We start from the raw sequence: 26,994 nt of genomic DNA on the forward strand, positions 1-26,994 counted from the left end.
CGGTCGACCCTTACCCTCAACGACGCGCCGCCCGTTTCACTATTTCCTGGAGGCGGTGGACTGGCAGGTCCTGGTCCTCGCCCGCCGCCTGGCTTCGTGAAACGATCTCGTTGACGAAATAAAGCGGTCGCCGCTTCGTCTCCATGTACATGCGGCCGAGATACTCGCCGAAAATGCCCAGCACCAGAAGTTGGACGCTGCCCAGGATAAGCATGATCGCGGCAAGGCTCGTCCAGCCCGGCAGAACATTGCCGATAGACCATTCGAACAGCGTATAGCCAAGCACGACCAGGCCGAGCAGGCCGAACATCATGCCCAGCAGCGAAGCGAAGCGCAAAGGCACGATCGAAAAGCTGGTCATTGCGTCGACCGCCAGAAGAACCATCTTCTTCAACGGGTAGTGCGTGGCGCCGGCAAAGCGCCGCTGCCGTTCATAGGGGAAGGCGACCTGCCTCAGCCCGATCCAGCTCACCATGCCGCGAATGAACCTGTAGCGTTCGGGCATCGCGACAAGATGGTCCAGCGCGCGGCGGCTCATCAGCCGGAAATCTCCGGAGTCCGGCGCGATCTCGACATCGACCATCCGGCCGAGCAGGCGGTAGAACATCGAGGCGGAGGCCAGCTTGAACCAGCTTTCGCCCTCCCGTTTCACCCTTTGGCCGTAGACGACGTCAAAGCCTTCATCCATCTTCGCCATCATCGCGCCAAGCAGTTCGGGCGGATCCTGGAGGTCGGCGTCGAGAATGAGGATGCGTTGGCCGCGGCAGAATTCCAGCCCAGCGCTCAAGGCGATCTGATGGCCGTAGTTGCGGGCAAGGTCGATGGCGACCACATGGTCGTCCTTTTCGGCTAGTTCGAAAATGGCCTCACGGGTGCCGTCGGTCGCTCCATCGATGACGAGAACGACCTCGTAGGAGAGGCTTTGCTCGAGGCATGCCGCGCTGACGCGTCGATGAAGCTCCGCCACGCCGTCGCGCTCATTGTAGCAAGGCACGACGACCGACAACATGGGTGCGCGGTGCGCGCCGATTTTTCCCGTTCCCACCAAAGCCTGGCTCCCCGCTTTGGAATGGCAATAGCGGCAATTGGTTAGAAAACAGAAAACAGGTAGCTAGGGGGTCGCGCGGCCGCCACGCTTTTGGCGCCGCCGGTGGCACGTGTCACGAACGAACCGGCAGTTCCATGCGGATGCGGGCACCGCGCCATGAGCCCGCCAGGATCCGGATTGTTCCCTCGTGCAGCAGAGCGATCTGCCGGGCGAGGTCCAGCCCCAACCCCGCCCCGCGCGACTGCGGCTGCAGGCGATAGAAGGGCTCGAAGACATTCTCCCGCTCGTCCACGGGGATGCCCGGGCCTTCGTCGCGCACTTCGATGCCGCCACTCCTGTCGATCGCAAGCGTGATGGTGCCGCCGCCGCCGCCATGCTCGATGGCATTGCGCACGAGGTTGGCGAGCGCCCGCTCGATCTGCAGCACGTTGACTTCGACGCGTGTCTTGTCGGGCGAAGGCTCGAAGGCAAGGTCGTAGCCGGCCTCGATGGCGAGCGGCGCGAAGTCGGCCGCCACCCGTCTGACCAGATCATCGAGATCGACGATCTCGCGCTGGTCCGATGGGCGGTCGAGCAATTGATGGTCGAGCAGTTGCTGCGCAAGGTGCGACAGGCGCTCGATGTCATGCAGCAGCCGCGCGCTTTGCGGCTCCTGCCGCAGCAACTCGGCGCGGGTGCGCAGGATGGCGATCGGCGTGCGCAATTCGTGGGCCGCGTCGGTGAGGAAACGGTTGTGCCGGTCGTACCCCTGCGCGAGGCGGGCCAAAGCATCGTTGAAGGCATGCACCAGCGGCGCGATTTCCTGCGGCACGTGCTTGACCGGCAACTGCATCGCGCGGGTTCCGATATCGATGCGGGCAGCTTGGCGGACGGTTTCGACCAGGCCGGCAAAGGAGCGGCGCACGACGGCCGGTGTCGTCATCAGCGTGATCGCGCCCATGACGAGGACGATGGGCAACAGCAGGATCGCGACGACGAGCGCAAGCGCCGGCAGCGCGCGCTCCCAATTCCTGCTGCCGTCCGAATATCGGGCGACCTCCACCGTGGCCGAAATGTTGATCTCGAGCCCGTCGGTCTCCTGGCGCGAGGACTGCGTCGCGGCGATGATCCGGACCGCGCCGGCCCTGGTCGAAGCGTTTTCGATATACGCTTCCGGCCGCATGTCCTTGTCGGAGAATCCGATCGTGGCGTGGTCTGCCTCGCCGAGTAGGCCGCCGAAGTCCTTGGTGTAGACATCCGGTATCGTGCCGGAACGGACGCTCTGCCCGTGATCGTCGCGAACGATGTACCAGACATTGGGGAAGCTCCGGCGAAACGCCGCAAGATCTTCCGTTTCACGCACAATCAGGCCGCCGTCCTTGTCGCGTTCGACGGCATCCTTGACGGCCGCGACGGCAGCCTCGTTGTCGATGAGCAGGCTCGGATTGGCGATCCAAAGGGCTGCCGCGCAAAGCACGATGAAGAGGAGCAGCGTCGCGGCCTGCAGCAGGATCAGCCGGCGGATCAGGATCCATTGCAGCGAGCGCGGGCGCACCTTCTTCACGACGCCGCCCGCAGGAGGTAACCAAGGTTGCGGATCGCCCGGATCTCGATGCCGGCCGCGACGTCTTCGAGTTTGCGGCGCAGCCGCGAGACGTGCGCGTCGAGCGCATTCGAGCCGATCTCGTCGTCCAGGGCGTAGACGGCCTCCTCGAGTGCGCCGCGCATGATGGTCCGGCCCGGCCGGCGGATAAGCGTTTCAAGCACCAGCCTTTCACGCCGTGGCAAATCGAGCGTCTGATCCGCGACCAGCGCCTCGCGATGGCGGAAATCATAGGTGAGGCGGCCAACCCTCGTCTGGTTGGCGCGCGAGGCGAACGAGCGCCGGTGCAGGGCATGGAGCCGCGCGACGAGTTCCACCGTGGCGAAGGGCTTGACCATGTAATCGTCGGCGCCGGCATCGAGCCCGGCAACCCGGTCGTCCAACCCGCTCATCGCCGTCAGCGCGATGACAGGCACATCCAGATGCAAGGCACGCAGGCGCGGGATCAGGCTGAGGCCGTCGCCATCCGGCAGCCGGCGATCCAACACCACGGCGTCGTGATGGCCCAGACGAGCCACCGCCTCGGCGTCGGCCAAGGTAGCGGCATGATCGACGATGATGTCCAGACGCTCCAGAGCGGCCTTCAGCACGGACGCCATTTCCGGTTCGTCCTCGATCAGCAGGACGCGCATCTGCGTTCTCCTTCACCCGCCGCCACAGGATTTGCGGCGCCGCCGTTCATTCGCATTCCAGCTTTGGCCGGCGGAAATTGGTGATGAACCAGCGGTCGCCGGAAGCGCGGGCATAAAATGTGTAGAAGCATTCCTGACGCTCGATATAGCCGGGCGTGTCGGTCTCTTCATAGATGGTTCCATGTTTTGTGTGGCGAACCTCACCGCTGGACGTTCCGGAAACCGCGGACGTCGAGACCTGGCGCCACTGATAGGCGCGCTCTCCCTGGCCGAGGTCGATGACCGCCGTTGGCGGACCGTAATCCAGAACGACCGATTCGACCGGTCGTCCGACATAGTTCTTCATGATGTCGGAGGCGCAGCCCGCCAAGGCGAGTGCGATCGCAATGAACAATAGCTTGGTCGTCCGTAGGCCGGGGCGATGCGTGGACATTGCTGTTCCCATGGTGAAAATTCACGCAAGAAACCTAGATTGCGAACATTACATCGACATTGCGACAAGCATGGAATGCTCCTTGCATCGAGGAAACGTCAGCGTCCGGACATCAACAACAAGACCGCGCGATGCCGTTGGGGCCATCGCGCGATCGAGGTCGGTCGCCTGCTGTTTAGAACCGGTAGTCGATGCCGGCTTTCAACTCATGGCTGCCGATCGTCTCCTTGGATCCGCCAAGCGCCGATGTCGTTTCCACCCCGGGGGTGCGGACATAGTCGTACTCGACCTTGGCCGAGAGGCCGCCGGCGAAGCCCTGCTCGATGCCGGCGCCGACGAGGTAACCCATCTTCCAGTCGTCGCTGCTCCTTACGCCGTCACCCTTGTCGAACTTGGTCATGGCCACGCCGCCGGTTCCGAACAGCAGGGTCTGGTCGAAACTCACGCCGGCCTTCGCCTTGGCCGCTCCGCGCCATTTTTCCTTGATCTTGCCGCCCCGGACATCGTGTTCGGCGCCGCCTAGATAGGAGCCTTCGATCTCGGCGCCGAGAACCGCTGAGCCCATCTGCTGGTTGTAGCCGGCCTGGACGCCGCCGCTGAAGCCGTTTCGACCGGCGAACGGGTTCGGCATCCTCGTGAAGGCCGTACCGCCGTGGATGCCGACATAGGCGCCGCTCCACTGGAAGGCGGGGGGATCATTGTAGGTGGGGGAAAGGTCGGCGGCCGTCGCCGGACGGAGAAGACAAAGGGCGATGGCACTCGCCGTCAGGACGATCTTTGCTTGAGGGGACACTACATTACTCCAACACGAACGCGCATCGGTGTCCGACACGCTGGTTAACTGTTGTGGACCCTGACCCTTCGGCGGTCAGGCTCCGATCGGCGTCTTTCAGGGATGGCTGCGCGGTTCCGGCGACCGGATTTGACCGGCTGTGGCGGGGCAGAGCGCCGTGCGGTCCGTCACCTGAAAGACGCCCGATATCTCGCAAGCGAAAATTGCACGCACATTGCGCAAAACTGGAGAATGACGATTTTGTGCTTTGTTTTCAATGAATTAAATTGAAACTGTTTACCTGTATTTAAGAATTGCGGCCTTCCGGAAGCCACACGGCCCGGCGCTTGAGCGGTTGGGACTCCCGATGGCGCCCACCATCTGATCGCGGCTTATCAATTCCCCCGCACCGGCCCCTGCGGCTTGATGGATGGCCGCCAAGCACGTATCTCTGCGCGGTGCCCATGAGTCCGGGCATCTCAATCGGGAGACGGCTTTGTCCGCACTGACGCGCTTTCTCGGCGACTCGCCGCTCAGGATTATTCTGAAGCTGCTGGTGGTATCCTTTCTCGTCGGCCTGGTCATGAACGCGTTCGGTTGGTCGCCGATGGACGTGTTCTACGGCATCCAGAAGTTCTTCATTGATCTATGGAATCTCGGCTTCCACGCCATCGACCGCTTCCTCGGCTACATCCTGCTCGGTGCCGCGATCGTGGTGCCGGCCTTCATCCTGCTCAGGATCGCCAACTACCGGAAGTGATCTTCAGGCATAGCCCGATGCGACCTCGAACAGGACGGCGTGGCGCGCGGCAAGTGCCGGCACATCGATGGAATAGCCGCCGCCGATGACACCGCACACGGGAATGCCGAGCGCCCGGAAATGGCCGACGACCATCCTGTCGCGGGCGCGCAGGCCCTTGTCGGAAAGCGACAGCCTGCCGAGCCGGTCCTCGGCATGGACGTCGACGCCCGCATTGTAGAAGACGATGTCCCAACGCGCCCCGGCCGACAGCTCCGGCAGGATGGAATCGAGCCTTTCGACATAGGCGGCGTCGCCCGTGCCGTCGGGCAGGGCAACGTCAAGGTCGGAGGCGATCTTACGCACGGGGTAGTTCCGCTCGCCATGCATGGAGAAGGTGAACACGCGTGGCTCATCGCCCAGAATATCCGCCGTGCCGTCGCCCTGGTGCACGTCGAGATCGACCACCAGGATATTGTGTGCCGCGCCCTCTTCAAGCAGGACCAGCGAGGCGACGGCGACGTCGTTGAAAGTGCAGAAGCCGGCGCCTTGCGCGCGCCGCGCATGATGGCTGCCGCCGGCGGTGTTGCAGGCGATACCGTGACGCAAGGCAAGCCGCGCCGCCGCCACCGTGCCACCGGTGGCAAGCTGCGCGCGCAACGAGACGCGCGGGCCGACCGGAAAGCCGATCTCGCGCTCGATTTTTTCCGGGACCGAACAACTGATGACCTGCTCGACATAATCTGCCGCATGGGCGAGCTTAAGCCACGACGCAGGCGCGGGTTCGGCTGTGTTGAGCGCCCCGGCTCCGGCCAGGCCGCGTGCTCGCAGGGTCTCCATCAGCAGCGGATATTTGCTCATCGGAAAGCGATGGCTGGTCGCGAAGCCGGCGTCGTAGTCGGGATGGTGGACGATCTGCAGGGGCATGAACTGGGTCGGACGGTCTCGCCAGAGCGGGATTTCGGTTGGCCGCCGCGGAAGGGCGATTGCGCGGTGGCCGGAAAATGGGGCACATCGGTTCCCCGATCAAGCCGCAAATCAGCAAGGCAGCAATCCTTTGGACAAGGGCGCCATCCCAGCCGACGCCAAAGTATTTTCCGTCACCAACCGGTCGGTGCTTGCCATCGCCGTGCCGATGACACTCGCCTATCTGACGACGCCGCTGCTCGGCCTCGTCGATACGGCTGTTGTCGGCCAGTTCGGTGACGCCGCCTTGCTTGGCGGCCTGGCCGCCGGCGCGCTGGCTTTCGACGTCGTCTTCACCACCTTCAATTTCCTGCGCTCGGGCACCACCGGCCTAGTCGCCCAGGCCTTTGGGCGTGGCGACGCGCTGGAGGAACAGGCGGTGTTCTGGCGCGCCGTGCTGATCGCGGTCGTCGCTGGCGTCGTGCTGGCAGCGCTTTCACCGCTTATCGCCGTTGGCGGCCGGTGGTTCATGGATGCCGGGCCGCGCGTCAGCGACGCGATGGGGGTCTACATCAGGATCAGGCTGCTTGCCGCCCCGTTCTCCCTGATCAACTACGCCATCCTCGGTTACGTGCTGGGGCGCGGCGAGGGCGGGCTCGGCTTGATCCTCCAACTGGTGCTGAACGGCACCAACATCGCGCTGTGCTTTCTGCTCGGCCTTGAGCTCGGCTGGGGTGTTTCCGGCGTCGCCTGGGCAACCGTCACCGGCGAATTGCTCGCCATGCTGCTTGGCCTCGCGATCGTGGTTCGCCGGTTCCGATCCACCCCGCCCTTGCCTCGGCAGCGCCTGCTCGATATGGGCGCCTTCCTGCGCATGCTGTCGCTCAACCGCGACATCATGATCCGCTCGTTCTCGCTGCTAGCCGCCTTCGCGCTGTTCACCCGTCAGGGCGCGCAGTTCGGCACGGTGACTCTGGCCGCCAATGCGGTGCTGATGAACTTCTTTCTCGTCGCCGGCTATTTCCTCGACGGGTTCGCCACCGCCGCCGAACAACTCGCCGGCCGTGCCGTCGGCGCGCGTGCCGAACAGCCCTTCCGGCGGGCAGTGCGGCTGACCCTGTTCTGGGGCCTTGGTCTGGCCGCTGCCGCGACGCTGGTGCTGCTCATGGCCGGCACCAACCTGATCGCCGTCGTAACGACGGCGCAGGAGGTCCGCGCCGTGGCCGATACCTACCTGCCTTGGGCGGCTTTCACCGCGCTGAGCGGTGTGCTCGCCTTCCAGATGGATGGTGTCTTCATCGGCGCGACCTGGTCGCGCGACATGCGCAACATGATGCTCTTGTCATTCCTTGCCTTTGCCGCCGCGCTGATCACGTTGGCGCCCGCCTTCGGCAATCACGGCCTGTGGGCGGCGCTGCACGTGTTTCTGCTGGTGCGGGGATTGAGCCTGCTGACAATTTTGCGGCTGCGGATGCAAACCGCGTTCAACTGAGCGGCTTCGACGTCCATCGGTCGAGATGGCTGTCGCGCAACTCGCGCATCGACCTGAGTTTTTCCGTCGCGGCAAAACGTGCCATCCCGGCGACGATCCGGCCCGGCAGCGCCGGTCCGCCATAAATCATGCCGGTATAGAGCTGGACGAGATCGGCGCCGGCACGGATCTTCTCCAGAGCCGTCTCCATTGAGTTGACACCGCCGACACCGATGATCGCCATCTCGGGCCCGAGCAGCTTGCGCATCCTGGCCAGCACGATGGTCGAGCGTTCGAATAGCGGCTTTCCCGAAAGCCCGCCTGTCTCTCGCGCGGCATCGTCGCCGCGCAGCACCGGCCGGGAAACGGTTGTGTTGGAAACGATGATGCCGTCGATCTGCTTTTCGATGACCTCGGCGGCGATATCTTCCAGCTCGGCCTCGGCCAGGTCCGGCGCGATCTTGAGGAAAATCGGCGGCTGCGCGGACGCTGCAGTGCGCGCGGCCATGACGCGCGACAGCAATTCGCCGAGTTGCTCGCGCGCCTGCATGGTGCGCAAGCCTGGTGTGTTGGGGGAGGAAATGTTGACGGCGAGATAGCTGGCATAAGCAGCAAAGCGAGAAACGCCGCTCTCGTAGTCGCCGACGCGGTCGGTGCTGTCCTTGTTGGCACCAATGTTGACGCCGACGATGCCGCCGCGTCCGATTCGCGCCACAAGCCGTTTTTCGGCGGCCGCATGGCCCTCATTGTTGAAGCCAAGCCGGTTGATGACTGCTTCATCCGACGTCAGCCGGAAGATGCGCGGCTTCGGGTTGCCGGCCTGCGGCAGCGGCGTCACCGTGCCGACTTCGGCAAAGCCAAAGCCGAGGCCAAGCAGCGCGTCGGGTACTTCGGCGTTCTTGTCGTAGCCAGCCGCCATCCCAAGTGGGTTCGGGAAATCGAGACCGCAAAGGCGGACCTTCAGCCTTGTATCGCGTACCGTCCGCGCGCCGCCCGGCAGGCCGCAGCGCAGTGCCGCGATCGACAGGCCATGCGCGGTTTCCGGATCGAAGGTGAACAGCAGTTTCTGGCCGATCCGGTCGAGCACGCTCATTGCCCCTCCAGAACCGGGAACTGGTGGGTACCGTCGGCCCCAAGCGGCAGCGGCTTGACCCAGAGCACCGCTTTCAGGTCGAGCACGCCGTAAAGATGCGGAAACAGCGCGCCGCCGCGCGAGATCTCGTATTTCAGCGCATCACCCAGGCTGGTTCCGTCGACGGCGACCAGCAGAAGGTCGGTCTGGCCCTGGAAATGCTTTGCCGCGGTTTCCCTGGCCTGCGCCGCCGTCGAAAAATGGATGAAGCCGTCGGCGATGTCGATCGGCGCTCCGGTGAAGCGGCCTTTGGCCTCGGCCTCGCGCCAAGGCGCTTGCGGAGTTATCTTGTAGATAATCTGTGACATGGTTGCGCTATAATCCGAACCAGTCGCGCGGGGAAGGCCACGCCAAGGGTCTTCCCCATTTCCGGCGCAAACATGCGATATTTGAGGCCTTGGCCATGGAGGACAACATGCGTCTGCAGCACATCTTGATCCCCGCCGCGCTCGTTTCGCTGGTCGCGGCTTCAGCTTATTCGGAAGAAACGGACCGCTACCGGCTGGAAAAGTCGGCCACCGGCTATATCCGCATGGATACGCAGACCGGCGCGATGTCGATCTGCGAGGAGCGTTCGGGCCAGCTCGTCTGCAAGATGGCGGCCGATGAACGCGCCGCCTACCAGGATGAGGTCGATCGCTTGCAGGCCTCGATGAAGGCGATGGACGAGCGCGTCACCAAGCTGGAGAATTCGCTCTCCGCCCGTCTCGAATCGAAACTGCCGAGCGAGGAGGATTTCAACACGACGATGAGCTACATGGAGCGCTTCCTGAAGAGCTTCATGGGCATCGTCAAGGATATGGACAAGGACAGTGGCGACGGCGGCCGGCTCAATTCGCAGAAGACCTGAGCGCCATAGACAAGGGAAAACGCGGCGCGCTGGCTTTGCCGCTTGAAACCAGTGCGCAGCCTCTCATAATCGTCCAACTGATCCCGCGAAAAGCAGCAAATCGGGGATTCGGGGAGGGACATTTGCCGTCAGGCTATTCTTTCGTCATCGCCGACGATCATCCGCTGTTTCGCGGCGCGCTGCGCGAGGCGCTTGCCGGCATCGGCAATGTCGCCGCCATCCATGAGGCAGGTGATTTCGAAAGCGCCAAGGCGCTGGTCGTGGCCAATGAAGATGTCGATCTGGTGCTGCTCGACCTGTCGATGCCCGGCGCGAGCGGCCTCTCCGGCCTGATCTCGTTGCGCGGTATCCATCCGGCGGTGCCGCTGGTCGTGGTGTCGGCGCATGACGACCCGGCGACCATACGGCGCGCGCTCGATCTCGGCGCCTCCGGTTTCATCTCCAAGTCGGCAAGCATGGAGGAAATCCGCGGCGCCGTGCAGTCGGTGCTTGCCGGCGATATCGCGGCACCTGTCGGCGTCGATCTCGGTGTCGAACGCGATCCCGAAATATCGGACCTGATCAAACGATTGCAGACGTTGACCCCGCAGCAGACCCGGGTGCTCGGCATGCTGGCCGAGGGCCTGCTCAACAAGCAGATCGCTTATGAACTCAGCGTCTCCGAGGCGACGATCAAGGCGCACGTCTCGGCCATATTGCAAAAACTCGGCGTCGACAGTCGCACCCAGGCGGTGATCCTGCTGTCCAAGATAGGCAGCGACCCGCTGCGGCCGGCGGGCTGAGTGCCGGCTGCTTGGCTCAGTTGGAACTTTTACCTTCGGCTCGCCGCATCGGCCTATTCCGAGGCGCTCGCCGACATGTTCCGCGCCTATCCCGAAACCCTGGGGCGCCAAGCCTGATCCTGGCGCTTCGACGTCACTCCGCCGCCCGCACCATCGGCCTGAACCTGGCCATCATCGAACGCAGCACCGCCGGCTTCAACGGCTTGTTGATCATCGGGATGTCCAGGCCTGCCGCGGCTGCTCGTACCTCATTGGAACGGTCGGCCGTGACCAGCACGGCCGGCAGGTCGTCGCCGTGAGTGGCTCGCAGCCTGATAATGATGTCGAGACCGGTTTCGCGGTCGAGATGGTAGTCGGCAAGCACGATGTCCGGACGGTCGATCGCGGCCCTCTCCAGATCCTCCGAGCCGGTCACCGTGGCTACATTGCAGCCCCAGCCCTCGAGCAGCAGCCGCATGCCCTCGAGGATACGGATGTCATTGTCGATGCACAGCACATTCAGGCCGGAGAGCGAAGCCGTCGCGCGGGCAGGCGCCCTGGTCTCGACCTCGCGTCGCGGCACCTGCGCGGCCGCCACCGGCAGGATGACGGAAAACCGCGTGCCCTTGCCCGGGTTGGAGAAGATACGAATCTCAACCCGCAACACCCTTGCGATGCGGTCGACGATGGAAAGGCCAAGACCAAGACCTTCTGCTTCGCGTGCGCCTTCGTCCAGTCGGGTGAACTCATGGAAGACGGTGTTCAGCTTGTCACCGGCGATGCCAATGCCGGTGTCGTTGATCTGGATCTCCGCCAGTTCGCCGCGCCGCCGCACGCCGACCAGGATGCGGCCCTGGCGCGTGTACTTGATGGCATTGGAAACCAGGTTCTGGATCAGGCGGCGCAACAGGTTGCGGTCCGTCATCACGGTCAGTGAGGACGCTATGATGGTCAGCTCGAGCTTCTTTGCTGCGGCCATCGGTCGAAAGTCATTGCCGATCTGGCTGAGCAGCCCGTCGAGGTTGAAGGCGGTATCGTCCGGCTTCATGGCGCCGGCATCGAGGCGCGAGATGTCGAGCACGGCGCCGAGAATGGTCTCGACCGATTCCAGCGAGGATTCGATGTTGATGGCAGCCTTGCCGGCCGGACCCTTGCCGGCCTTCTCGATCAGCGAGGAGCAATAGAGCCGGGCGGCGTTCAAGGGCTGCAGGATGTCGTGACCGGCGGCGGCAAGGAAGCGCGTCTTGCCGAGATTGGCCTCTTCGGCGAGCATCTGGGCCTGCGCCAGTTCCTCGTTGACCCGGGTCAATTCCTCGTTGACCCCAGTCAGTTCGATGGTGCGGGTCTTGACGCGCTGCTCCAGTGATTCATTGGCACTTTTCAGCGCGAGATCCTGTTCGACGCGGCCGGAAATGTCGGCATAGGTGGCGACAATGCCGCCGTCAGGCATCGGGTTGGAGCGCAGTTCGAGGATGCGGCCGCTGGTCTTCAGCTCCATCTGCCAGGGGCTGACGAAGCTGGTCAGCCGGTTGAGCATCGTCACGCGCTGGTCGGTGGGAATGTCGCCGCGTTCGGCCAGATGGCGAAGGATCTGGTCGAGCGAAACGCCGACCTGGCCCATCTCGTCGGGCAGGTCGAACAGCGCCCGGTACTGGCGGTTCCAGCAGATCAGCCGGAAATCGCGGTCGAAGACGGTAATGCCTTGCTCCATCTGGTCGAGCGCGATTTGCAGCAGGTCGCGGTTGTGCTGCAGCGCTTCCGTGGCGTCGTCGAGCAGGCGGAACGCGTCGCGGGATTCGCGGTCGTGGCGCCGGAAAAGCAGCGACAGGATCAACCGTGCCGAGGAGGAGCCGACGGCGCTGGCCAAAAGCTGCTCGGAAAAGCGGATGACGTCCATGCTGGCCTGCTCGTTGCCATGCAGCGAGGTACCGTTGCTCTTCTCGAAAGATTGAAACGACCGCTCGGTCCGTTCGACGCCGAGATAGCGTGCGATCGTATCCTTGAGGTCGTTGACGGTGATGGCGGTGCGGAAGCGGCGCAGGCTCGGCATCGGTCCGGCTTCGCGCGGCACGAAGATCGAGGCCTGGATGCGCTCCAGCGGTACCGACGCGCGCGACAGTGACCCGAAGACGAAGAACAGCGCGTTGACCGACAGGCTCCACAGCACGCCGTGGTTCAGCGGCTCGGCGACGGTGCCGAACAATGCCTGCGGCCGCAGTGCCTCGAAGCCGAACAGTCCGTGGACGATGATGCCAGTATCGGGCGCGACGAGCGACGGCACCAGCAGCGTGTAGCCCCAGACCAGGATGCCGGCGACCATGCCGAGTGCGGCACCGCGGCCATTGGCGCCGCGCCAGATCAGCCCCCCGATCAGGGCAGGAGCGAACTGCGCGATCGCCGCGAAGGACATAAGGCCGATCGAGGACAGCCGGGCGCTGTTGGTGCTCTCGCGATAGTAGAGAAAGGCGATGAACAAAAGGATGAAGATCGACGCCCGCCGCACGTTGAGGATGAGCGTCGACCAATCCTCGTTCTCGGAAGTGGTCGTCCGCAACAGCCGGCGCACGAACAGCGGGATGATCAGGTCGTTGGAGATCATGATCGACAGCGCCACGCTCTCGACGATGACCATGGCGGTTGCCGCCGACAAGCCGCCGATGAAGGCGGTCATGGCCAGGAAATCGTGGCCGCTGAACAGCGGCAGCGACAGCACGTAAAGGTCGCTGCTCGTCCTCGCGCCGACCAGCGTCAGGCCGGCAAAGGCGATCGGCAGCACGAACAGGTTGATCGCCACGAGATACAGCGGGAACACCCAGGTCGCGGTGCGCAGTTCGGCCTCGCTGCGGTTCTCGACGATAGTGACGTAGAACTGCCGCGGCAAAAGGATGATGGCAAAGCCGCTCAGGCACGTCAGCACCAGCCAGGTGGCCAGCGATGTCGAATAGCCCATTGCCTGCCGCACCTGGCCGTTCTCGGCCAGCCGGTCGAACATGTCGCCGGGGCCGCCGAAGATCAGGAAGGTGACCGTGAGGCCGATGGCCAGGAAGGCGGCAAGCTTGACCACGGTCTCGACCGCCACAGCCAGCACCAGCCCGTCCTGGTGTTCGGTGGCATCGGCATGGCGCGTGCCGAACAGGACCGCGAACAGCGCAAGCAGCATGGCGACAACCAGCGAGATGTCGCTGACAAACGGATCGAAGGACGGCGGCGACCCAGTATAATGCTCGACCATCAGGCTGACCGAGCCGGAGATCGCCTTCAATTGCAGCGCGATATAGGGCACGGCGCCGATCGTGGCGATCAGCGTGGCGATCGCGGCCACGGTGAAGCTCTTGCCGTAACGCGCGCCGAGGAAATCGGCGACCGAGGTGATCTTCTCGGTCTTGGCCAGCCGCACGATGCGGTTGAGCAAGGGAAAGCCGAACACGAACACCAGCACCGGGCCGGTATAGATGCCGAGGAACTCGAGGCCGCGTTCCGAGGAAAGGCCGACCGAGCCGAAGAAGGTCCAGGACGTGCAATAAATGGCAAGGCTGAGCGAATAGATGAAAGGTCGCGCCCGGCTGGGCCCTGACAAGGCAGAGCGGCGGTCGCCCAGGCTGGCGATGGCGAACAGCAGCGTCACATAGGCGATCGCGATGATGACGATGAACAAGCCCTGCACGCCGGCAAGATCCTCCCTGCGCCGATTTTCACCTGGCCGGGTTAGACGCAACCACAGCTTGGGCGCCAAGTCCATCGCGGCTTTCGGCGCATGCGGCGGCGATTTTCCGGGGGGTTGCCCTCGGGGTAGGGCGAAAGCGGTTGTTTTCCTCTTTTAGCCAATGGTGCAACCCAAGGTTTTTGTTATGGTGCCCCTAGGGCGATGCCGTAAGGACGGAACGGCAGCACTGCCGGTCGGGACAGGAGGGTCGAATGCTGAGAGAATTTCAGGAATTCATTTCCAAGGGCAACGTGATGGACTTGGCCGTTGGCGTCATCATCGGCGCTTCCTTTGGCACTATCGTCAAGTCACTCGTCGACGACGTCATCATGCCGATTGTCGGTGCGATCTTCGGCGGACTGGATTTCAACAATTATTTCCTGCCCCTGTCCTTGGACAACAAGGCTACGACGCTGGCTGATGCCAAGGCGCACGGCGCCGTGCTCGCCTACGGCAGCTTTATTACCGCGGTGCTGAACTTCCTTATCCTCGCCTTCATCATCTTCCTCATGGTCAAGGCTGTGAACAATTTGCGCAGGCGGCTTGAGCGCGAGAAGCCCGCGCCAGCGGCCGCGCCACCGCCGGCCGATGTGCAGCTTTTGACCGAAATCCGCGATCTGCTGGCCAGGCGATAGACGGATAGGGTTCTTCTGGACCAAAACCCCGGTCGTTGGCGGCCGGGGTTTTCTGTTTTCGCATCTGGTAAACAGCACCCACGAACCCGCCCGAGACAATGGACCTGCCCATGACCTTGATCCAGACCCTGCGCCCCGAGGCCCTGGCCGCGCCTGAAAGCGGGATCGTGGCCGTCGTCAATTATGGCAGATTGCGCGAAGGCCTGATTCCGCTTTGGGCCGGCGAGGGCGACCTGGCGACGCCGTCCTTCATTACCGATGCGGCGTCGAAGGCGCTGGCCGGCGGCGAGACGTTCTACACTTGGCAGAGGGGCATTCCCGATCTCAGGCAGGCCCTGGCACGCTACTACGAAAGGCACTTCGCCAAGACCTTCGCCGAGGAGCAATTCATCGTCACCGGCTCCGGCATGCATGCCATCCAGCTGGCGCTCGACGCGCTGGCGGGACCCGGCGACGAAGTGATCTACCTGTCGCCGGCCTGGCCGAATTTCGACGCTGCCGCGGCAATCGCGGGTGCCGTGCCGGTGCCGGTCACACTCGACCATTCCGGAAATGGCTGGTCATGCGACGTCGAGAAGATCGCGGCGGCGGTCACACCGCGCACGAAGGCCTTGTTCATCAACACGCCGTCCAATCCGACCGGCTGGACCGCCGACCATGAGACCTTGCGGGCGATCCTCGATCTCGCCCGCGCCAAGGGCCTGTGGATCATCGCCGATGAGATCTATTCGCTGTTCCACTATGGTCACGGCCGCGCGCCGTCCTTCCTCGACATCGCGGAGGCGGAAGACCGCATCCTGTTCGTCAACAGTTTCTCCAAGAACTGGGCGATGACCGGCTGGCGCGTCGGCTGGATCAAGACGCATCCAAGCCTGCAGCAGGTGTTCGAGAACCTGATCCAGTATTCGAACTCGGGCGTCGCCCAGTTCATGCAGCGCGGCGCGGTCGCGGCGCTCGACGAGGGCGATGCTTTCGTCGCCGAACAGGTGGAGCGGGCGAGGCAAGCGCGCGATCTGGTCTGCGGTATTCTCGGCGAAACCGGTAAGGCGCGTTTCACCGTACCGCAGGGCGCCTTCTACCTGTTCTTCACCGTCGACGGCATAACGGACTCGCGGGCAGCCGCTTTCGAAATCGTCGACAAGGCCAATGTCGGCCTGGCGCCCGGCACCGCCTTCGGTCCCGGTGGCGAAGCGTTCCTGCGGCTGTGCTTCCACCGCCGCCTCGACCAGCTCGAGGATGCGGCAAACCGGCTGGCAAGGTGGATGAAGACTGTCTGAACGCTGACGAAGCCTGAATTGAAAGCCGCGTCCGCTGGCCGTCGGAGTGGAGTTTCAAACGGGCTTCAGCCGCCTGACTTCAGCCGCCTGACTTGGGCACCAGCAGTGGAATGATGCGGTCGCTTTTGGCCACCGACGGCCGTCCCGCCGAACCGTAAGGGATGCCGAGCGCGTCCCAGGTTTCGACCAGCGCGTCCTGCAGTTCGGCGATCAGCGCATCGGAATGGAACGGCGTCGGCGTGATACGCAGCCGTTCGGTACCGCGTGGCACGGTCGGGTAGTTGATCGGCTGGATGTAGATGCCGTGGACGCCGAGCAGGCGGTCGCTCGCCATCTTGCAGAGTTCAGGATCGCCAACCAGCACCGGCACGATATGTGTCGGCGACTCCATCACCGGCAGACCGGCCGCCGACAGGATCTGCTTGGTTCGGCTCGCCTGCTGCTGCTGGGCGTCGCGCTCGGCCTGCGAGCGCTTCAGGTGGCGGATCGACGTGGTGGACGCGGCGGCGATCGCCGGCGGCAGCGCGGTGGTGAAGATGAAGCCCGGCGCATAGGAGCGCACCGCGTCGATGACGGCGCTGGTGCCGGTGATGTAACCGCCAAGCGTCCCGAACGCCTTGGCCAGCGTCCCTTCTATGATGTCGATGCGGTCGGCCAGGCCTTCGCGCTCGGTGATGCCGCCGCCACGCGGTCCATACATGCCGACGGCGTGGACCTCGTCGATATAGGTCAAGGCGTTGTAGCGTTCGGCAAGTTCGACGATCTCCTTGATCGGCGCGATATCGCCATCCATCGAATAGACGCTTTCGAAGACGATCAGCTTGGCGCGTTCGCGCCCCGCCGTCTGCAAAAGGCTTTCCAGATGCGCGACGTCATTGTGGCGGAAGATCTTTTTCTCGGCGCCCGAGCGTCGCACGCCTTCGATCATCGAGGCATGGTTCAGTTCGTCCGAGATGATCAGGCAATTGGGCAAAAGCCGCGCGATGGTCGAGATCGAGGCTTCGTTGGAGACGAAACCGGAGGTGAAGACGAGTGCCGCCTCCTTGCCATGCAGGTCGGCAAGCTCATGCTCGAGCTCGACCAGCGGGTTGGACGTGCCGGAAATGTTGCGGGTGCCACCGGCGCCCGAACCCATCTTGCCGGCCGCGTTCTGGAATGCGGCGATCACGTCAGGATGCTGGCCCATGCCGAGATAGTCGTTGGAGCACCAGACGGTGATTTCCTCGGCGCGGCCGTTGGAACGCCAGATGGCGCGCGGAAACTTGCCCGCGATACGCTCCAGGTCGGCGAAGACGCGGTAGCGACGCTCGGCATGGAGCTGATCGATCGCTTCCTCGAAAAACCGCTGATAGTTCATGTCGACTTCCCAATTTTGCGCGGCATCATAATCATTGGCCTTTTGGCCGTCCACCAGGCCATTTTGGTCAAAATGCCACGCCCCGCACCTGTTTCTAACGTTGGCGGATCGTGGCCTATTCCACTTCACGACACGCTCAGTCGATCACTTTTGTTTCCGCACGATGCCACATCAAGTGAACGCCGGTTACCTCTCGTTCTAATGGCCATCCGCCGGGCTTTCCAGTAAGGCGGTTGTTGAGACAGTTTCGGATAAATCTTGGGTAAGCGAGGACTTGGGATGACGGTTTTGGTGACAGGCGGCGCCGGCTATATCGGCAGCCATATGGTCTGGGAATTGCTGGATGCGGGCGAAAGCGTGGTCGTTCTCGACCGCCTTTCCACCGGCTTCGAATGGGCAGTGGCGCCAGAGGCAAAGCTGATTGTCGGCGATGTCGCCGACAAGGAATTGGTCGGCGGGATCATCCGGGACAATCATGTCGACGCCATCATCCATTTCGCCGGCTCCATCGTGGTGCCGGAATCGGTAGCCGATCCGCTCGCCTACTACGAGAACAACACCTCGAAGACTCGCACGTTGATCGAAACCGCGGTCCGCGAGGGCGTGCCGAATTTCATCTTCTCCTCGACTGCCGCCGTCTATGGCGGCGCCGGGCTGGAGCCGGTGCGCGAGGATGCGCGCCTGGCGCCGGAATCGCCCTATGGCCTGTCCAAGCTGATGAGCGAGTGGATGCTGCGCGACGCAGGCCTTGCGCACGACATCAGCTACACGGCGCTGCGCTATTTCAACGTCGCCGGCGCCGACCCGAAGGGCCGCACCGGCCAGTCCACTCCGGGCGCCACCCATCTGATCAAGGTCGCCTGCGAGACCGCGCTTGGCAAGCGACCCTTCATGCAGGTCTTTGGTACCGACTATCCGACGCCGGACGGCACTTGCATGCGCGACTATATCCACGTCAGCGATCTGGCCGCGGCGCATCGCCTGGCTTTGCAGCGACTGCGCGCCGGGGGCGCCAGCCTCGTCGCCAATTGCGGCTACAGCCATGGCTATTCGGTGCTCGAGGTGATCGAAAGCGTGCGGCGCGCCTTCGGCCATGATTTCGAGGTCAGGATGGGCGACCGGCGTCCCGGGGATGCCGCGGCGGTGGTTGCGAATTCCGATCTCGCCCGGTCGGAACTGGGCTGGACCCCGCAGCGCGACGATCTCGACCAGATCGTCAACGACGCGCTGGCCTGGGAACGCATCCTGACCAGCAAGAACTCCGCGCGGGGTTGAGCGCGCTTTCCCCAGGGGGCTCACAAGCCCAGGGCTCGCAAGGCGCGCGGCGACGCGCTATGCAAGTATTCGCGACACGGCGTGGAGGCGCGGTGCCGCGAAGAGGTTTGGGGGATGGCATGAAGATAACGGTGCTTGGAGCCGGCGTCGTCGGTACGGCGGCAGCCTACTATCTGGCCGCCGACGGCCACGAGGTCACCGTCATCGAGCGTCATGCCGCGCCGGCGCGAGGCACCAGCCAGTCGAATGCCGGGCTGGTGTCTCCAGGCGACGCCACCGCCTGGGCCTCGCCGGCTGCACTCAAGACGTTCCTGCGCGGGCTCTACAATCATGATCTCGGCATCAAGGTGCGGCTGCGCTTCGATCCCTATTTCCTCGCCTGGAGCCTGCGCTTCCTGCGCCAGTGCACGGTGGCCCGCCTGCGGGCCAACAGCCAGGTCAAGCTGCGGCTGGCGCTCTATTCGCGCGACTGTATCAACGCCATATCCGCCGATACCGGCATCCACTACGACGAGCGCAAGAAGGGCATCCTGTACTTCTTCCGCTCGCAGCACAGTCTCGACACCGGCACCGACAATTACCGCTATCTGGCCGAGCATGGCCTGCCGATCGAGATCGTCGGCCGCGACCGGCTGGTCGAGCTTGAACCAGGTCTAGCCGGGGTGAAGGAAAAGATCGCCGGCGGTGTCTACTCGCCGATCGACCAGACCGGTGATTCCCGGCAGTTCGTGGAAAACCTCGCTGCCTATGCCGCCGAGAAGCTCGGCGTGAGATTCCTTTATGGGACGACGGTCGAGGGCCTCGACATCGAAGGCGACCGGGTGCGTGTCGTGATGACTTCGGCCGGACCGATCGCCGGCGATGCGGTGGTCATATCGATGGGGCCGGAGAGCGGCCTGCTCGGCCGGCGCTACGGTATCGACCTGCCGGTCTATCCGGTGAAGGGCTATACCGCGACGATTCCGCTGGAGGATGAGAGCAAAGGCCCGACCATGGGCGGCGCCGACGAGGATCAGCTGATGGCCTATTCGCGCCTCGGCAATCGATTGCGGTTGGCTTCGACCGCCGAATTCACCGGCTTCGACCGCACCCACAAGCCCAGCGACTTCGCCACCATGTTCAGGACCGGCAAGGACCTGTTCCCCGGTGCTTTCGACGAGAGGAAGGCCGAGCTATGGGCGGGTTTGCGGCCGATGATGCCGAATTCGGTGCCGGTCATCGGCCAGGCGAAATACAGTAACCTTTACCTCGACACCGGCCATGGCCATGTCGGCTGGACCATGGCGTGCGGCTCGGGAAAATTTCTAGCCGACATCGTCGCTGGCCGCAGGCCGGAGATCGACCCGCACGGGCTTGTCTACAGGGGATAAGATGTCGGGACCGCAAGTCGCCATCGACCTTGGCCGCATCGAGCGCAATGCCCGCACCATTGTGGACCGCTGTGCGCTTTCGGGCATCAAGGTTTTCGGCGTCACCAAGGGCACTTGCGGCATGCCGCAAGTGGCGCGCGCCATGCTGCGCGGCGGCGTCTCCGGGATCGCCGAGTCGCGTTTCGAAAACATCCGCCGGCTGCGCGACAGCGGTATCAGCGCGCCGATCATGCTGTTGCGCAGCCCGCCTATGGCGCGCGTCGAGGAGGTGGTGCGCACCGTCGACGTCAGCCTGCAGTCGGAACTGACGATCATCCGCGAGATCTCGCGTATCGCCGAGCGTATGGGCCGCGTCCACGACATCATGCTGATGATCGATCTCGGCGACCTCCGCGAAGGCATCTGGCCGAACGACCTCATCCCCACGGTCGAGCGGATTCTCGACATGAAGGGCGTGCGCATCGCCGGCATCGGCACCAATCTCGGTTGCTTCGGCGCCATCATGCCGACAGAGGAAAATCTCGGCCAGCTCGTCGCCCATGCCTACAAGACCGAGCGTCTGTCCGGCAAAAGCCTGGAGTTCATCTCCGGCGGCGCGTCGTCGTCCCTGCCGCTGCTGCTTGAACGCAAATTGCCGGCCGGCATCAACAATTTGCGCGTCGGCGAAGCGATCCTGCAGGGCGGTGTCGAAACCTTCCGCGATGTGCCATGGGCGGAACTCGAACCCGATGCCTGCCGGCTGACCAGCGACGTCATCGAGGTCAAGCTTAAGCCGTCGCGGCCGATCGGCACCTCCGGTTACGACGCCTTCGGCAACCAGCCGATCTTTCTCGACCAAGGCGACAGGCTGCGCGCCATCGCCAATATCGGCCGCGAGGATGTGCTGGTCGAAGGGCTGATCCCGATCGCCATGGGGATAAGGGTGCTCGGAGCCTCCAGTGACCATCTGCTGCTCGATGTGCAGGATGCGGACCCGCCGCTCGCCGTTGGTGACCGCGTCGCCTTCCGCATGAGCTATGGCGCCATGCTGCTGGCGATGACCTCGGAATATGTCGAAAAGGCGCCTATGCACGATGTCGCGGATTTCTCCGGCCGCAAGATGGTGTCGATCTCGGCCGAAGCGGAAGCCGCTCGCATCCTCGCGCGCGAAGCAACTGGCGCCCGGTTGGAGGCGATGAATTTCGACGTCGTCGAACTGGCCGATATCGATCGGCCGCCCTCGGGCCTGATCCGTTTCTCCGCCGGCGCCGATCGTCGCATCGCGCACAAGGCGCTGACCGCAACGGCCCGCGCGACCCACTCCTTCGGCCTGATCTGGATCGATTCCATCGCCGCGCTGATGCCGGAGGACGAAGATGGCATCGACCTGCCGGAGGCGTCGGTACTGGCGCGCTCGCTTGGCCTCGACCACAAGGCCGGCGCGCTGCAGCCGCAGCTGTCGCCGGAAAACGTCGTAATCATCGGGCTGCGCCATGCCGACCCGGCGGAAGTGCGGGTTCTGAAGGATTCGCGCGTCTCGGCCTTCACGATGACCGATATCGACGCCATGGGCATGCGCGACCTGATGCACGAGGCAATCCGCATCGCCACCTCGGGCACGCAAGGGTTTCATGTCAGCTATTCGCCCACGGCGACCGAATTCGCCGGCTGGGCGGCTGGCTCCGGCGGCCTCACCGTGCGCGAGACGCATCAGGCGATGGAGGCGATCGCACTTTCCGGCGGGCTGCTGTCGATGGATGTCTCCGGCCTGAGTACCGATCTGGAGCCCAGGATCGGTAGCGACGCGGTCAACTTCGTCATGTCCGCCTTTGGCAAGCGGATTCTCTGATCAGCCAATAGCCTCGACGGCCGCCCGCCACGAGATGATATACTCCGCCCAGGCCGGATCGGCCGGCGGCTCCTGTGTTTGACCTTTGCCATGCGCCGCGCGCTGGTTGGATGCCAGCAGGGCAGCCCCGATGCTGGTGCCGGTAGCGGCCTCCGATGCGATGACCGCGCGGCCAGTGCTCGCGGCAAGCATCCGCGTGAACAATTGATTGCGCGCGAAAGGCCCCTCGACGGTCGTCGGGCCATCGCCGCCGACGAGGTCGAGGCAGGTCGCCGTCATCAGCGCCAGATAGAAGGAGATGGCGGCAAAGCGTTGGCCGGGAGGGATCGCCTCGCCCTTGCGCCAGGTGGCGGTGTGATGCGGAAACGGCCCCGAGCCTTGCCGGATCGAAGGCAAAAGCAAAGTCTTGCGCGCCAGCACCGCGGTGACATCGCTGTCGCTCCAGCTCTGCGCCGAGCCTTCGGTCAGCAGCGAGAATTCGCGGCCGCCCATGAACCGCGCGGAGGGCACGGGGTCGCCGAGCGCATTGACATTGACCAGCGTATCCCTTGCCGGATCGAGCGCCACCGTCTTGCCGCCGACCGCCATTGACACCACCCAGGTGCCGGTCGAGACCACGCAGAAGGGCGGCGCGTCTGACAGGAGATGCGGCAGCAGCGAGGCGTTGGAATCGTGCAGGCCGCAAAAGACCGGGGTTTGTGGATCGAGCCCGGTCCGCTGCGCAAGCGCGGGCAGGATCGAGCCAAGACGATCGCTGGCCGGCCGCACGGGAGCCATCAGCTGGCGCCAGCCCAGGCGATCGACCAGCGCCGAAAAATCCCCCGTCCAGGGGTTCCACAAATCGGTGTGGCAGCCGAGCGAGGTGACCTCGTTGGCGGCGACGCCGGTCAGGCGCAGCGCCCAGTATTGCGGGTACATCAGCATCGCGGCGGTCCGGGCGAACTCCGTCGGGAAACTTTGCTGCTGCCAGAAGAATTGCGCGCCAAGATTGAGGCCGAGCGGCAGGCGCGGCGAGCCGGTCTCGGAGAAGGGCGGGCGGATCGCGTCATAGTCGGGCGCGAGCTCATCGGGCCCACCGTATTCATAGTCGAGGACAGGCAGCACCAGCTCGCTCCTCGCATCGACCACCACGCCGGTTGCGCCATGCGTGGTGATCGAGATAGCGTCAATGCGCTGTTCGCGATTGAGGTCGGCAAGGCTGTCGAGGATAAACGCCCAAAGCGCGTCGACATCGTGATGCGGGTAGGGCGCTTGTCGCGCCGGCGCGTTTGCCACCCGGCGCAGCGTCACCTCGCTCAATGTGGCGAGATCGACCAGCGCCACCTTGGCGTTGGTCTTGCCGATGTCGATGACGGCGATGTGGCGGACCGCGCTCATTCCATATGGAACATTATTTCCAGCGGCACCGCCACCGGCTCGTTATCCGGTTTCGTCTCCATGATGTCGGCCATTTCAGCCCACCAGCGCTGCATCACCGGATGCTTCGGCAGATCGTCCATGCCGTGGCCATCGCGCCGCCACAGCACGCCGAACAGGATGTTCGTCTCCTCGTCCAGATGGATGGAGTAGTCGGAGACGCCGGCCTGCTTCAGCAACGCGACCAGCGACGGCCAGATTTCATCGTGGCGCTTTTTGTACTGGGCCTTCATGCCGGGTTTGAGCATCATCTTGAATGCGTATTTCTCGGGCATCAGGCCAGGCGTCCCCCGCGCATCCGCCGCCAGACGATCGGCAGCGCGATGACGATGATCAGCAGCAGGCCGATGAAGATCGACATGACGATGCCGGGCACGTTGAGCAGGCCGAGCCCGAAGGTCACCAGCCCCATGATCAGGGCGGCAAGCACCACGCCGAGGATGCTGCCGGCGCCGCCGAGGATGCTGACGCCGCCGAGCACCACCATGGTGATGACCTCCAGCTCATAGCCCTGTGCGATCGACGGACGCGTCGAGCCGAGCCGCGACGTGATCAGCACCGAGGCGATGCCCGACATCAGGCCGGTCAGGCAAAACAGGATGAATTTTATGCGGCCGACGCGCACGCCGGAAAACTGCGCCGCGACCGGATTGTTGCCGATCGCGAAGACCCGGCGGCCGAAATTCGTGCGGTGCAGCAGGAACCAGTAGACCACCGCGGCGATGAGGAAGAGCACCAGTTCGAACGACACCACCCACCAGACATAACCCTGGCCGAAGAAGGCGAAGCTCTCGGGATAGCCCTTGTAGGCCTGGTCACCGAGAATGATGAAGGCGATGCCGCGAAACAGGCTCATCGTGCCGATGGTGACGACGATGGACGGCAGGCCGAGCCGCGTGACCAGCAGTCCGTTGAAGGCGCCGCAGCCGAGCCCGACGACGACGCCGATCAGGACAAGCCCCGGCGTGCCGGCGCCGGCCTGCACCGCCATGCCCATCATGGTCGAGGCGAGCGCGATGATGGCGGCCACCGACAGGTCGATCTCGCCGGAAATAATCAGCAGCGCCATGGCGAACGCGATCAGGCCCTTCTCGGTGAAATTGAAGGTGAGATCGGACAGCGAATACGGGTCGAGGAAATAGGGTGAGGCGAAACTGTTGATGGCAAAGATGGCGATGGCCACCACGACCAGCAGCGCTTCCCAGGAAAAGATCGCCGAAGAGAGCGGTTTGTCGAGCCGGTCGGGAATGTGGCGAGGGGCAGGGACGTCGGTCATGCCGCTTCCACTTTCTTGAGGATGATGCGGCCCTGCTGGCGTTCGCCGCGCGCGTTGAGCACGACCGCCAGGATGATGGCGCTGCCCGAAATCGCCATCTGCCAGAAGGGCGAGATGTTGATGACCGGCAAAGCGTTGGAGATGATGCCGAGGAACAGCGCGCCGAGCACGGCGCCGCCGACCGAGCCGATGCCGCCGGCGATCGAGATGCCGCCGATGACGCAGGCGGCGATGATGTTCAACTCATAGCCGTTGGCGACCTCGACCGAGGCGATCACATAGCGCGAGATCCAGAGATAACCGCAGAGGCCACCGATCATCCCGGAGATGCAGAAGACGATGAATTTGGTCCGCCCGACATCGATGCCGGTGTAGACGGACGCCGTCGGATTGACGCCGATGGCATGGATCGAGCGGCCGAGCGCGGTGCGCGTCATCAGCACGAAGAACAGCGCGATCACCAGGATGGCGATCCAGGACAGAACCGGAATGCCGAGGAAAGCTGCGCGCTGGAAGCCGATGAAATCCGCACTCATCTTATCGGCATTGACCCAGGCGCCACCGGACAGGACGAAAGTGGCGCCGCGATAGATGGTGAGCGTGCCCAGCGTCACCACGATCGAGGGTATGTTCAGACGCCACACCAGCAGGCCGTTGATAGCGCCGAGCATCAGCCCCACTGCAAGCGCGATGACGATCAGCAGCGGGATCGGGATCGCCGGATGGGCGGCGTTCAGCATCGCCACCACCATTCCGGTGAAACAGAGGTTCGACGCCATCGACAGGTCGATCGAGCGCGTCAGGATGACGACCATCTGGCCGAGCGCCAGGATCATCAGGATCGAGGTGTCGTTGAACACCTGGCGCAGATTGCCGAGGTCGGCAAAGGCGGGGTAGCGCGTCGAGATCAGCCCGATCAAGACGACGATGGCCGCGAGCAGCCAGATTTCGCGGTATTTCAGGAAAGCTTTCATGCCGCGATCCCTGCTGCTGTCCTGACCAGCGTCTCGGCATCCAGTCCCTCGTTGTCGTAGACCGCCGCGACAAGGCCCTCGCGCATGACGACGACGCGATCGGACATGCCGAGAATTTCAGGCAGTTCGGACGACACCATGATCACCGACAGGCCCTGCGCCACCAGTTCGGCCATAAAGCCGTGCACGGCGGCCTTGGAGCCGATGTCGATGCCCTTGGTCGGTTCATCAAGGATGATCACCTTGGGCGTCGTCGCCAGCCATTTGGCGATGACCACCTTCTGCTGGTTGCCGCCAGATAGCGTGCCGACATCCTGGCTGAGCGAGGAGGCCCTGAGGTCGAGCCGTTCCGTGTAGGAGCGGGCCAGCGAAAATTCCTCCGCCAGCCGCAGCATGCCTGATTTCGAGGTGCGGGCGAGCGATGGCAGCGAAACATTCTGAAAGATCGGCAGGCCGATAACCACACCCTGCTTGCCGCGTTCTTCCGGGACGTAGACGATGCCGGCCTCGATCGAATCCGCGGCCGATTTCGGGGCGATCGTCTTGCCATCCAGCATGATCGTGCCGCCGCTTATGCGGGTAATGCCAGAAATCGCCTGCATCACCTCGCTGCGCCCCGCGCCCACCAGGCCATAGAAGCCGAGAATCTCGCCCTTGTGCAGTTCGAAGCCGATATCCCTGAACTCGGTCGGATGTGACAGGCCGGAAACGGAAAGCATCGGCGCGCCGATCTCGGCCTTGCGCCGCGGAAAGATGTGGTCGACCGAACGGCCGACCATCATGCGCACGATCTGGCTCTGGCCGGCATCCCTGATCAGGCCTTCGCCGACCATCTCGCCGTCGCGGAACACCGTGTAGCGGTCGGCAATGCGATAGATCTCGTCGAACTTGTGGCTGATGAACAGGATCGCCTTGCCCTGCTGCTTGAGGAATTCGATCAAAAGGAAAAGCTCCTCGATCTCTTTCATCGAAAGGGCTGCGGTCGGCTCGTCCATGATGACTATCTGGGAGTCGATCGACATGGCGCGCGCGACGGCGACGAGATGCTTGTTGGCGATGCCGAGATCCCTGAGCCTCGCATCGGCATCGATATGGCCGGCATGCATGGTGTCGAGCACTTCGCGCGCATTCTTGCGCATCGTGCGCCAGTCGATGGTGCCGAGGCGCGTTCGCGGCGCATGGCCGAGAAAGATGTTTTCGGCGACGCTGAGATCGTCGAACAGCACGGTTTCCTGATGGATGGCGGTCACGCCGTGGCCAAAGGCGGCGTGCGCGCTGGGCAGCGCGACGGCTTGGCCGTCGATGCTGATCGTGCCCGCATCGGGCTGGTAGATGCCGGTCATGATCTTGACCAGCGTCGACTTGCCGGCGCCGTTCTCGCCGATCAGCGCCGTCACCTGGCCGGGATAGAGCGACAGGCTGACATTGTGCAGGGCACGGACACCGGGAAAGCTCTTGGAGATGCCGGACAGCGCCAGGCGCGGAGCGGAGGCCGGAAGCCGCTCGTCGGTCTCGCTATGTCGGGCCGTCGTGTCCATATCCGTGTCAAGCCCTGAA

General features: G+C 63.9%; 24 protein-coding genes. 9 read left to right on the forward strand and 15 right to left on the reverse strand.

All coding sequences use genetic code 11. The features are described 5' to 3' along the window. Nucleotides 1-16: 16 nt before the first annotated feature. The 5 genes from AC3CB8_RS08295 to AC3CB8_RS08315 form a co-directional block, all read right to left on the reverse strand. Nucleotides 17-1,045 (reverse strand): glycosyltransferase family 2 protein, encoded by a 1,029-nt coding sequence (locus AC3CB8_RS08295; RefSeq protein WP_023782190.1) that lies wholly within the window; start codon nucleotides 1,043-1,045, stop codon nucleotides 17-19. 115 nt (nucleotides 1,046-1,160) lie between these two features. Continuing rightward, nucleotides 1,161-2,591 carry a sensor histidine kinase gene (locus tag AC3CB8_RS08300; protein WP_352563195.1) on the reverse strand — a complete coding sequence of 477 codons (1,431 nt, stop codon included), beginning with the start codon at nucleotides 2,589-2,591 and terminating at the stop codon, nucleotides 1,161-1,163. Next, nucleotides 2,588-3,262: a response regulator transcription factor gene (locus AC3CB8_RS08305; RefSeq protein ID WP_023770998.1), complete on the reverse strand. Its 675-nt coding sequence runs from the start codon at nucleotides 3,260-3,262 to the stop codon at nucleotides 2,588-2,590. The genes AC3CB8_RS08300 and AC3CB8_RS08305 overlap by 4 nt, the downstream gene beginning before the upstream one ends. A 46-nt stretch (nucleotides 3,263-3,308) precedes the next feature. Beyond that, nucleotides 3,309-3,695 (reverse strand): hypothetical protein, encoded by a 387-nt coding sequence (locus AC3CB8_RS08310; RefSeq protein ID WP_023782188.1) that lies wholly within the window; start codon nucleotides 3,693-3,695, stop codon nucleotides 3,309-3,311. A 175-nt stretch (nucleotides 3,696-3,870) separates the two neighbouring features. After that, the gene (locus AC3CB8_RS08315; protein WP_023770996.1) at nucleotides 3,871-4,488 is read right to left on the reverse strand and encodes an outer membrane protein; all 618 of its coding nucleotides are present in this window, start codon (nucleotides 4,486-4,488) and stop codon (nucleotides 3,871-3,873) included. Between the two features lie 475 nt (nucleotides 4,489-4,963). Here AC3CB8_RS08315 and AC3CB8_RS08320 point away from each other — a divergent pair, with 475 nt between their 5' ends. Beyond that, a complete protein-coding gene (locus tag AC3CB8_RS08320; RefSeq protein WP_023770995.1) occupies nucleotides 4,964-5,227 on the forward strand; it encodes a DUF6460 domain-containing protein in 264 nt (87 codons plus the stop codon). 3 nt (nucleotides 5,228-5,230) lie between these two features. On the opposite strand, the gene AC3CB8_RS08325 is transcribed toward AC3CB8_RS08320, so the two are convergent. Next, a complete protein-coding gene (locus AC3CB8_RS08325) occupies nucleotides 5,231-6,133 on the reverse strand; it encodes a histone deacetylase family protein (protein ID WP_023782186.1) in 903 nt (300 codons plus the stop codon). A 130-nt stretch (nucleotides 6,134-6,263) separates the two neighbouring features. Here AC3CB8_RS08325 and AC3CB8_RS08330 point away from each other — a divergent pair, with 130 nt between their 5' ends. Further along, nucleotides 6,264-7,604, forward strand: coding sequence for an MATE family efflux transporter (locus AC3CB8_RS08330; protein WP_023770993.1), 1,341 nt, complete (start codon nucleotides 6,264-6,266; stop codon nucleotides 7,602-7,604). Here the strand turns inward: AC3CB8_RS08330 and AC3CB8_RS08335 are convergent. Next, nucleotides 7,597-8,676 (reverse strand): quinone-dependent dihydroorotate dehydrogenase, encoded by a 1,080-nt coding sequence (locus AC3CB8_RS08335; protein WP_023770992.1) that lies wholly within the window; start codon nucleotides 8,674-8,676, stop codon nucleotides 7,597-7,599. The two genes, AC3CB8_RS08330 and AC3CB8_RS08335, sit on opposite strands and share 8 nt — an antisense overlap. Then, entirely contained in the window at nucleotides 8,673-9,023 is a 351-nt protein-coding gene (locus tag AC3CB8_RS08340) for a DUF952 domain-containing protein (RefSeq protein ID WP_023795373.1), read from the reverse strand. Before AC3CB8_RS08340 ends, AC3CB8_RS08335 begins: the two co-directional genes overlap by 4 nt. Before the next feature lie 107 nt (nucleotides 9,024-9,130). Between AC3CB8_RS08340 and AC3CB8_RS08345 the strand changes: the two genes are divergently transcribed. Beyond that, nucleotides 9,131-9,565 carry a hypothetical protein gene (locus tag AC3CB8_RS08345; protein WP_023770990.1) on the forward strand — a complete coding sequence of 145 codons (435 nt, stop codon included), beginning with the start codon at nucleotides 9,131-9,133 and terminating at the stop codon, nucleotides 9,563-9,565. 122 nt (nucleotides 9,566-9,687) lie between these two features. Further along, nucleotides 9,688-10,347 (forward strand): response regulator transcription factor, encoded by a 660-nt coding sequence (locus AC3CB8_RS08350; protein ID WP_023770989.1) that lies wholly within the window; start codon nucleotides 9,688-9,690, stop codon nucleotides 10,345-10,347. Nucleotides 10,348-10,480: 133 nt separating this feature from the next. On the opposite strand, the gene AC3CB8_RS08355 is transcribed toward AC3CB8_RS08350, so the two are convergent. Then, nucleotides 10,481-13,990: a PAS domain-containing hybrid sensor histidine kinase/response regulator gene (locus AC3CB8_RS08355; protein WP_352563193.1), complete on the reverse strand. Its 3,510-nt coding sequence runs from the start codon at nucleotides 13,988-13,990 to the stop codon at nucleotides 10,481-10,483. A gap of 251 nt (nucleotides 13,991-14,241) precedes the next feature. Between AC3CB8_RS08355 and mscL the strand changes: the two genes are divergently transcribed. Further along, complete coding sequence (gene mscL / locus AC3CB8_RS08360) at nucleotides 14,242-14,664, forward strand: large conductance mechanosensitive channel protein MscL (protein WP_023770987.1); 423 nt, start codon at nucleotides 14,242-14,244, stop codon at nucleotides 14,662-14,664. Nucleotides 14,665-14,774: 110 nt separating this feature from the next. Further along, the gene (locus AC3CB8_RS08365; RefSeq protein WP_352563192.1) at nucleotides 14,775-15,941 is read left to right on the forward strand and encodes a pyridoxal phosphate-dependent aminotransferase; all 1,167 of its coding nucleotides are present in this window, start codon (nucleotides 14,775-14,777) and stop codon (nucleotides 15,939-15,941) included. Between the two features lie 79 nt (nucleotides 15,942-16,020). On the opposite strand, the gene hemA is transcribed toward AC3CB8_RS08365, so the two are convergent. After that, nucleotides 16,021-17,298 carry a 5-aminolevulinate synthase gene (gene hemA, locus AC3CB8_RS08370; protein ID WP_023770985.1) on the reverse strand — a complete coding sequence of 426 codons (1,278 nt, stop codon included), beginning with the start codon at nucleotides 17,296-17,298 and terminating at the stop codon, nucleotides 16,021-16,023. A gap of 279 nt (nucleotides 17,299-17,577) precedes the next feature. On the opposite strand from hemA, the gene galE reads away from it, so the two are divergent. The 3 genes from galE (at nucleotide 17,578) to AC3CB8_RS08385 (ending at nucleotide 21,771) form a co-directional block, all read left to right on the forward strand. Beyond that, a complete protein-coding gene (galE, locus tag AC3CB8_RS08375; protein WP_023770984.1) occupies nucleotides 17,578-18,573 on the forward strand; it encodes a UDP-glucose 4-epimerase GalE in 996 nt (331 codons plus the stop codon). A 119-nt stretch (nucleotides 18,574-18,692) separates the two neighbouring features. After that, nucleotides 18,693-19,943, forward strand: a complete 1,251-nt coding sequence (locus AC3CB8_RS08380) for a D-amino acid dehydrogenase (RefSeq protein ID WP_352563191.1) — start codon at nucleotides 18,693-18,695, stop codon at nucleotides 19,941-19,943. 1 nt (nucleotide 19,944) lies between these two features. Further along, complete coding sequence (locus AC3CB8_RS08385; RefSeq protein ID WP_352563190.1) at nucleotides 19,945-21,771, forward strand: alanine racemase; 1,827 nt, start codon at nucleotides 19,945-19,947, stop codon at nucleotides 21,769-21,771. On the opposite strand, the gene AC3CB8_RS08390 is transcribed toward AC3CB8_RS08385, so the two are convergent. From AC3CB8_RS08390 to AC3CB8_RS08410, 5 genes are read right to left on the reverse strand one after another with little or no spacing between them, the layout of a single operon-like run. Next, nucleotides 21,772-23,148, reverse strand: coding sequence for an FGGY-family carbohydrate kinase (locus AC3CB8_RS08390; protein ID WP_352563189.1), 1,377 nt, complete (start codon nucleotides 23,146-23,148; stop codon nucleotides 21,772-21,774). Then, nucleotides 23,145-23,462, reverse strand: a complete 318-nt coding sequence (gene rhaM, locus AC3CB8_RS08395) for an L-rhamnose mutarotase (RefSeq protein ID WP_352563188.1) — start codon at nucleotides 23,460-23,462, stop codon at nucleotides 23,145-23,147. Before rhaM ends, AC3CB8_RS08390 begins: the two co-directional genes overlap by 4 nt. Further along, a complete protein-coding gene (locus AC3CB8_RS08400; protein WP_352563187.1) occupies nucleotides 23,462-24,463 on the reverse strand; it encodes an ABC transporter permease in 1,002 nt (333 codons plus the stop codon). The genes rhaM and AC3CB8_RS08400 overlap by 1 nt, the downstream gene beginning before the upstream one ends. Then, nucleotides 24,460-25,437: an ABC transporter permease gene (locus AC3CB8_RS08405; RefSeq protein ID WP_023770978.1), complete on the reverse strand. Its 978-nt coding sequence runs from the start codon at nucleotides 25,435-25,437 to the stop codon at nucleotides 24,460-24,462. Before AC3CB8_RS08405 ends, AC3CB8_RS08400 begins: the two co-directional genes overlap by 4 nt. Beyond that, the gene (locus AC3CB8_RS08410) at nucleotides 25,434-26,975 is read right to left on the reverse strand and encodes a sugar ABC transporter ATP-binding protein (protein WP_352563186.1); all 1,542 of its coding nucleotides are present in this window, start codon (nucleotides 26,973-26,975) and stop codon (nucleotides 25,434-25,436) included. Before AC3CB8_RS08410 ends, AC3CB8_RS08405 begins: the two co-directional genes overlap by 4 nt. Nucleotides 26,976-26,994 lie beyond the last annotated feature (19 nt).

The organism is Mesorhizobium sp. P160927, assembly GCF_057766385.1.

Coding starts and splice junctions, on each gene's coding strand:
- AC3CB8_RS08305 (WP_023770998.1), bottom strand. CDS start 3,262: ATGCGCGTCCTGCTGATCGAGGACGAACCGGAAATGGCGTCCGTGCTG.
- AC3CB8_RS08310 (WP_023782188.1), bottom strand. CDS start 3,695: ATGTCCACGCATCGCCCCGGCCTACGGACGACCAAGCTATTGTTCATT.
- AC3CB8_RS08325 (WP_023782186.1), bottom strand. CDS start 6,133: ATGCCCCTGCAGATCGTCCACCATCCCGACTACGACGCCGGCTTCGCG.
- AC3CB8_RS08335 (WP_023770992.1), bottom strand. CDS start 8,676: ATGAGCGTGCTCGACCGGATCGGCCAGAAACTGCTGTTCACCTTCGAT.
- AC3CB8_RS08340 (WP_023795373.1), bottom strand. CDS start 9,023: ATGTCACAGATTATCTACAAGATAACTCCGCAAGCGCCTTGGCGCGAG.
- AC3CB8_RS08345 (WP_023770990.1), top strand. CDS start 9,131: ATGCGTCTGCAGCACATCTTGATCCCCGCCGCGCTCGTTTCGCTGGTC.
- mscL (WP_023770987.1), top strand. CDS start 14,242: ATGCTGAGAGAATTTCAGGAATTCATTTCCAAGGGCAACGTGATGGAC.
- AC3CB8_RS08365 (WP_352563192.1), top strand. CDS start 14,775: ATGACCTTGATCCAGACCCTGCGCCCCGAGGCCCTGGCCGCGCCTGAA.
- hemA (WP_023770985.1), bottom strand. CDS start 17,298: ATGAACTATCAGCGGTTTTTCGAGGAAGCGATCGATCAGCTCCATGCC.
- galE (WP_023770984.1), top strand. CDS start 17,578: ATGACGGTTTTGGTGACAGGCGGCGCCGGCTATATCGGCAGCCATATG.
- AC3CB8_RS08380 (WP_352563191.1), top strand. CDS start 18,693: ATGAAGATAACGGTGCTTGGAGCCGGCGTCGTCGGTACGGCGGCAGCC.
- AC3CB8_RS08385 (WP_352563190.1), top strand. CDS start 19,945: ATGTCGGGACCGCAAGTCGCCATCGACCTTGGCCGCATCGAGCGCAAT.
- AC3CB8_RS08390 (WP_352563189.1), bottom strand. CDS start 23,148: ATGAGCGCGGTCCGCCACATCGCCGTCATCGACATCGGCAAGACCAAC.
- rhaM (WP_352563188.1), bottom strand. CDS start 23,462: ATGCCCGAGAAATACGCATTCAAGATGATGCTCAAACCCGGCATGAAG.
- AC3CB8_RS08400 (WP_352563187.1), bottom strand. CDS start 24,463: ATGACCGACGTCCCTGCCCCTCGCCACATTCCCGACCGGCTCGACAAA.
- AC3CB8_RS08405 (WP_023770978.1), bottom strand. CDS start 25,437: ATGAAAGCTTTCCTGAAATACCGCGAAATCTGGCTGCTCGCGGCCATC.
- AC3CB8_RS08410 (WP_352563186.1), bottom strand. CDS start 26,975: ATGGACACGACGGCCCGACATAGCGAGACCGACGAGCGGCTTCCGGCC.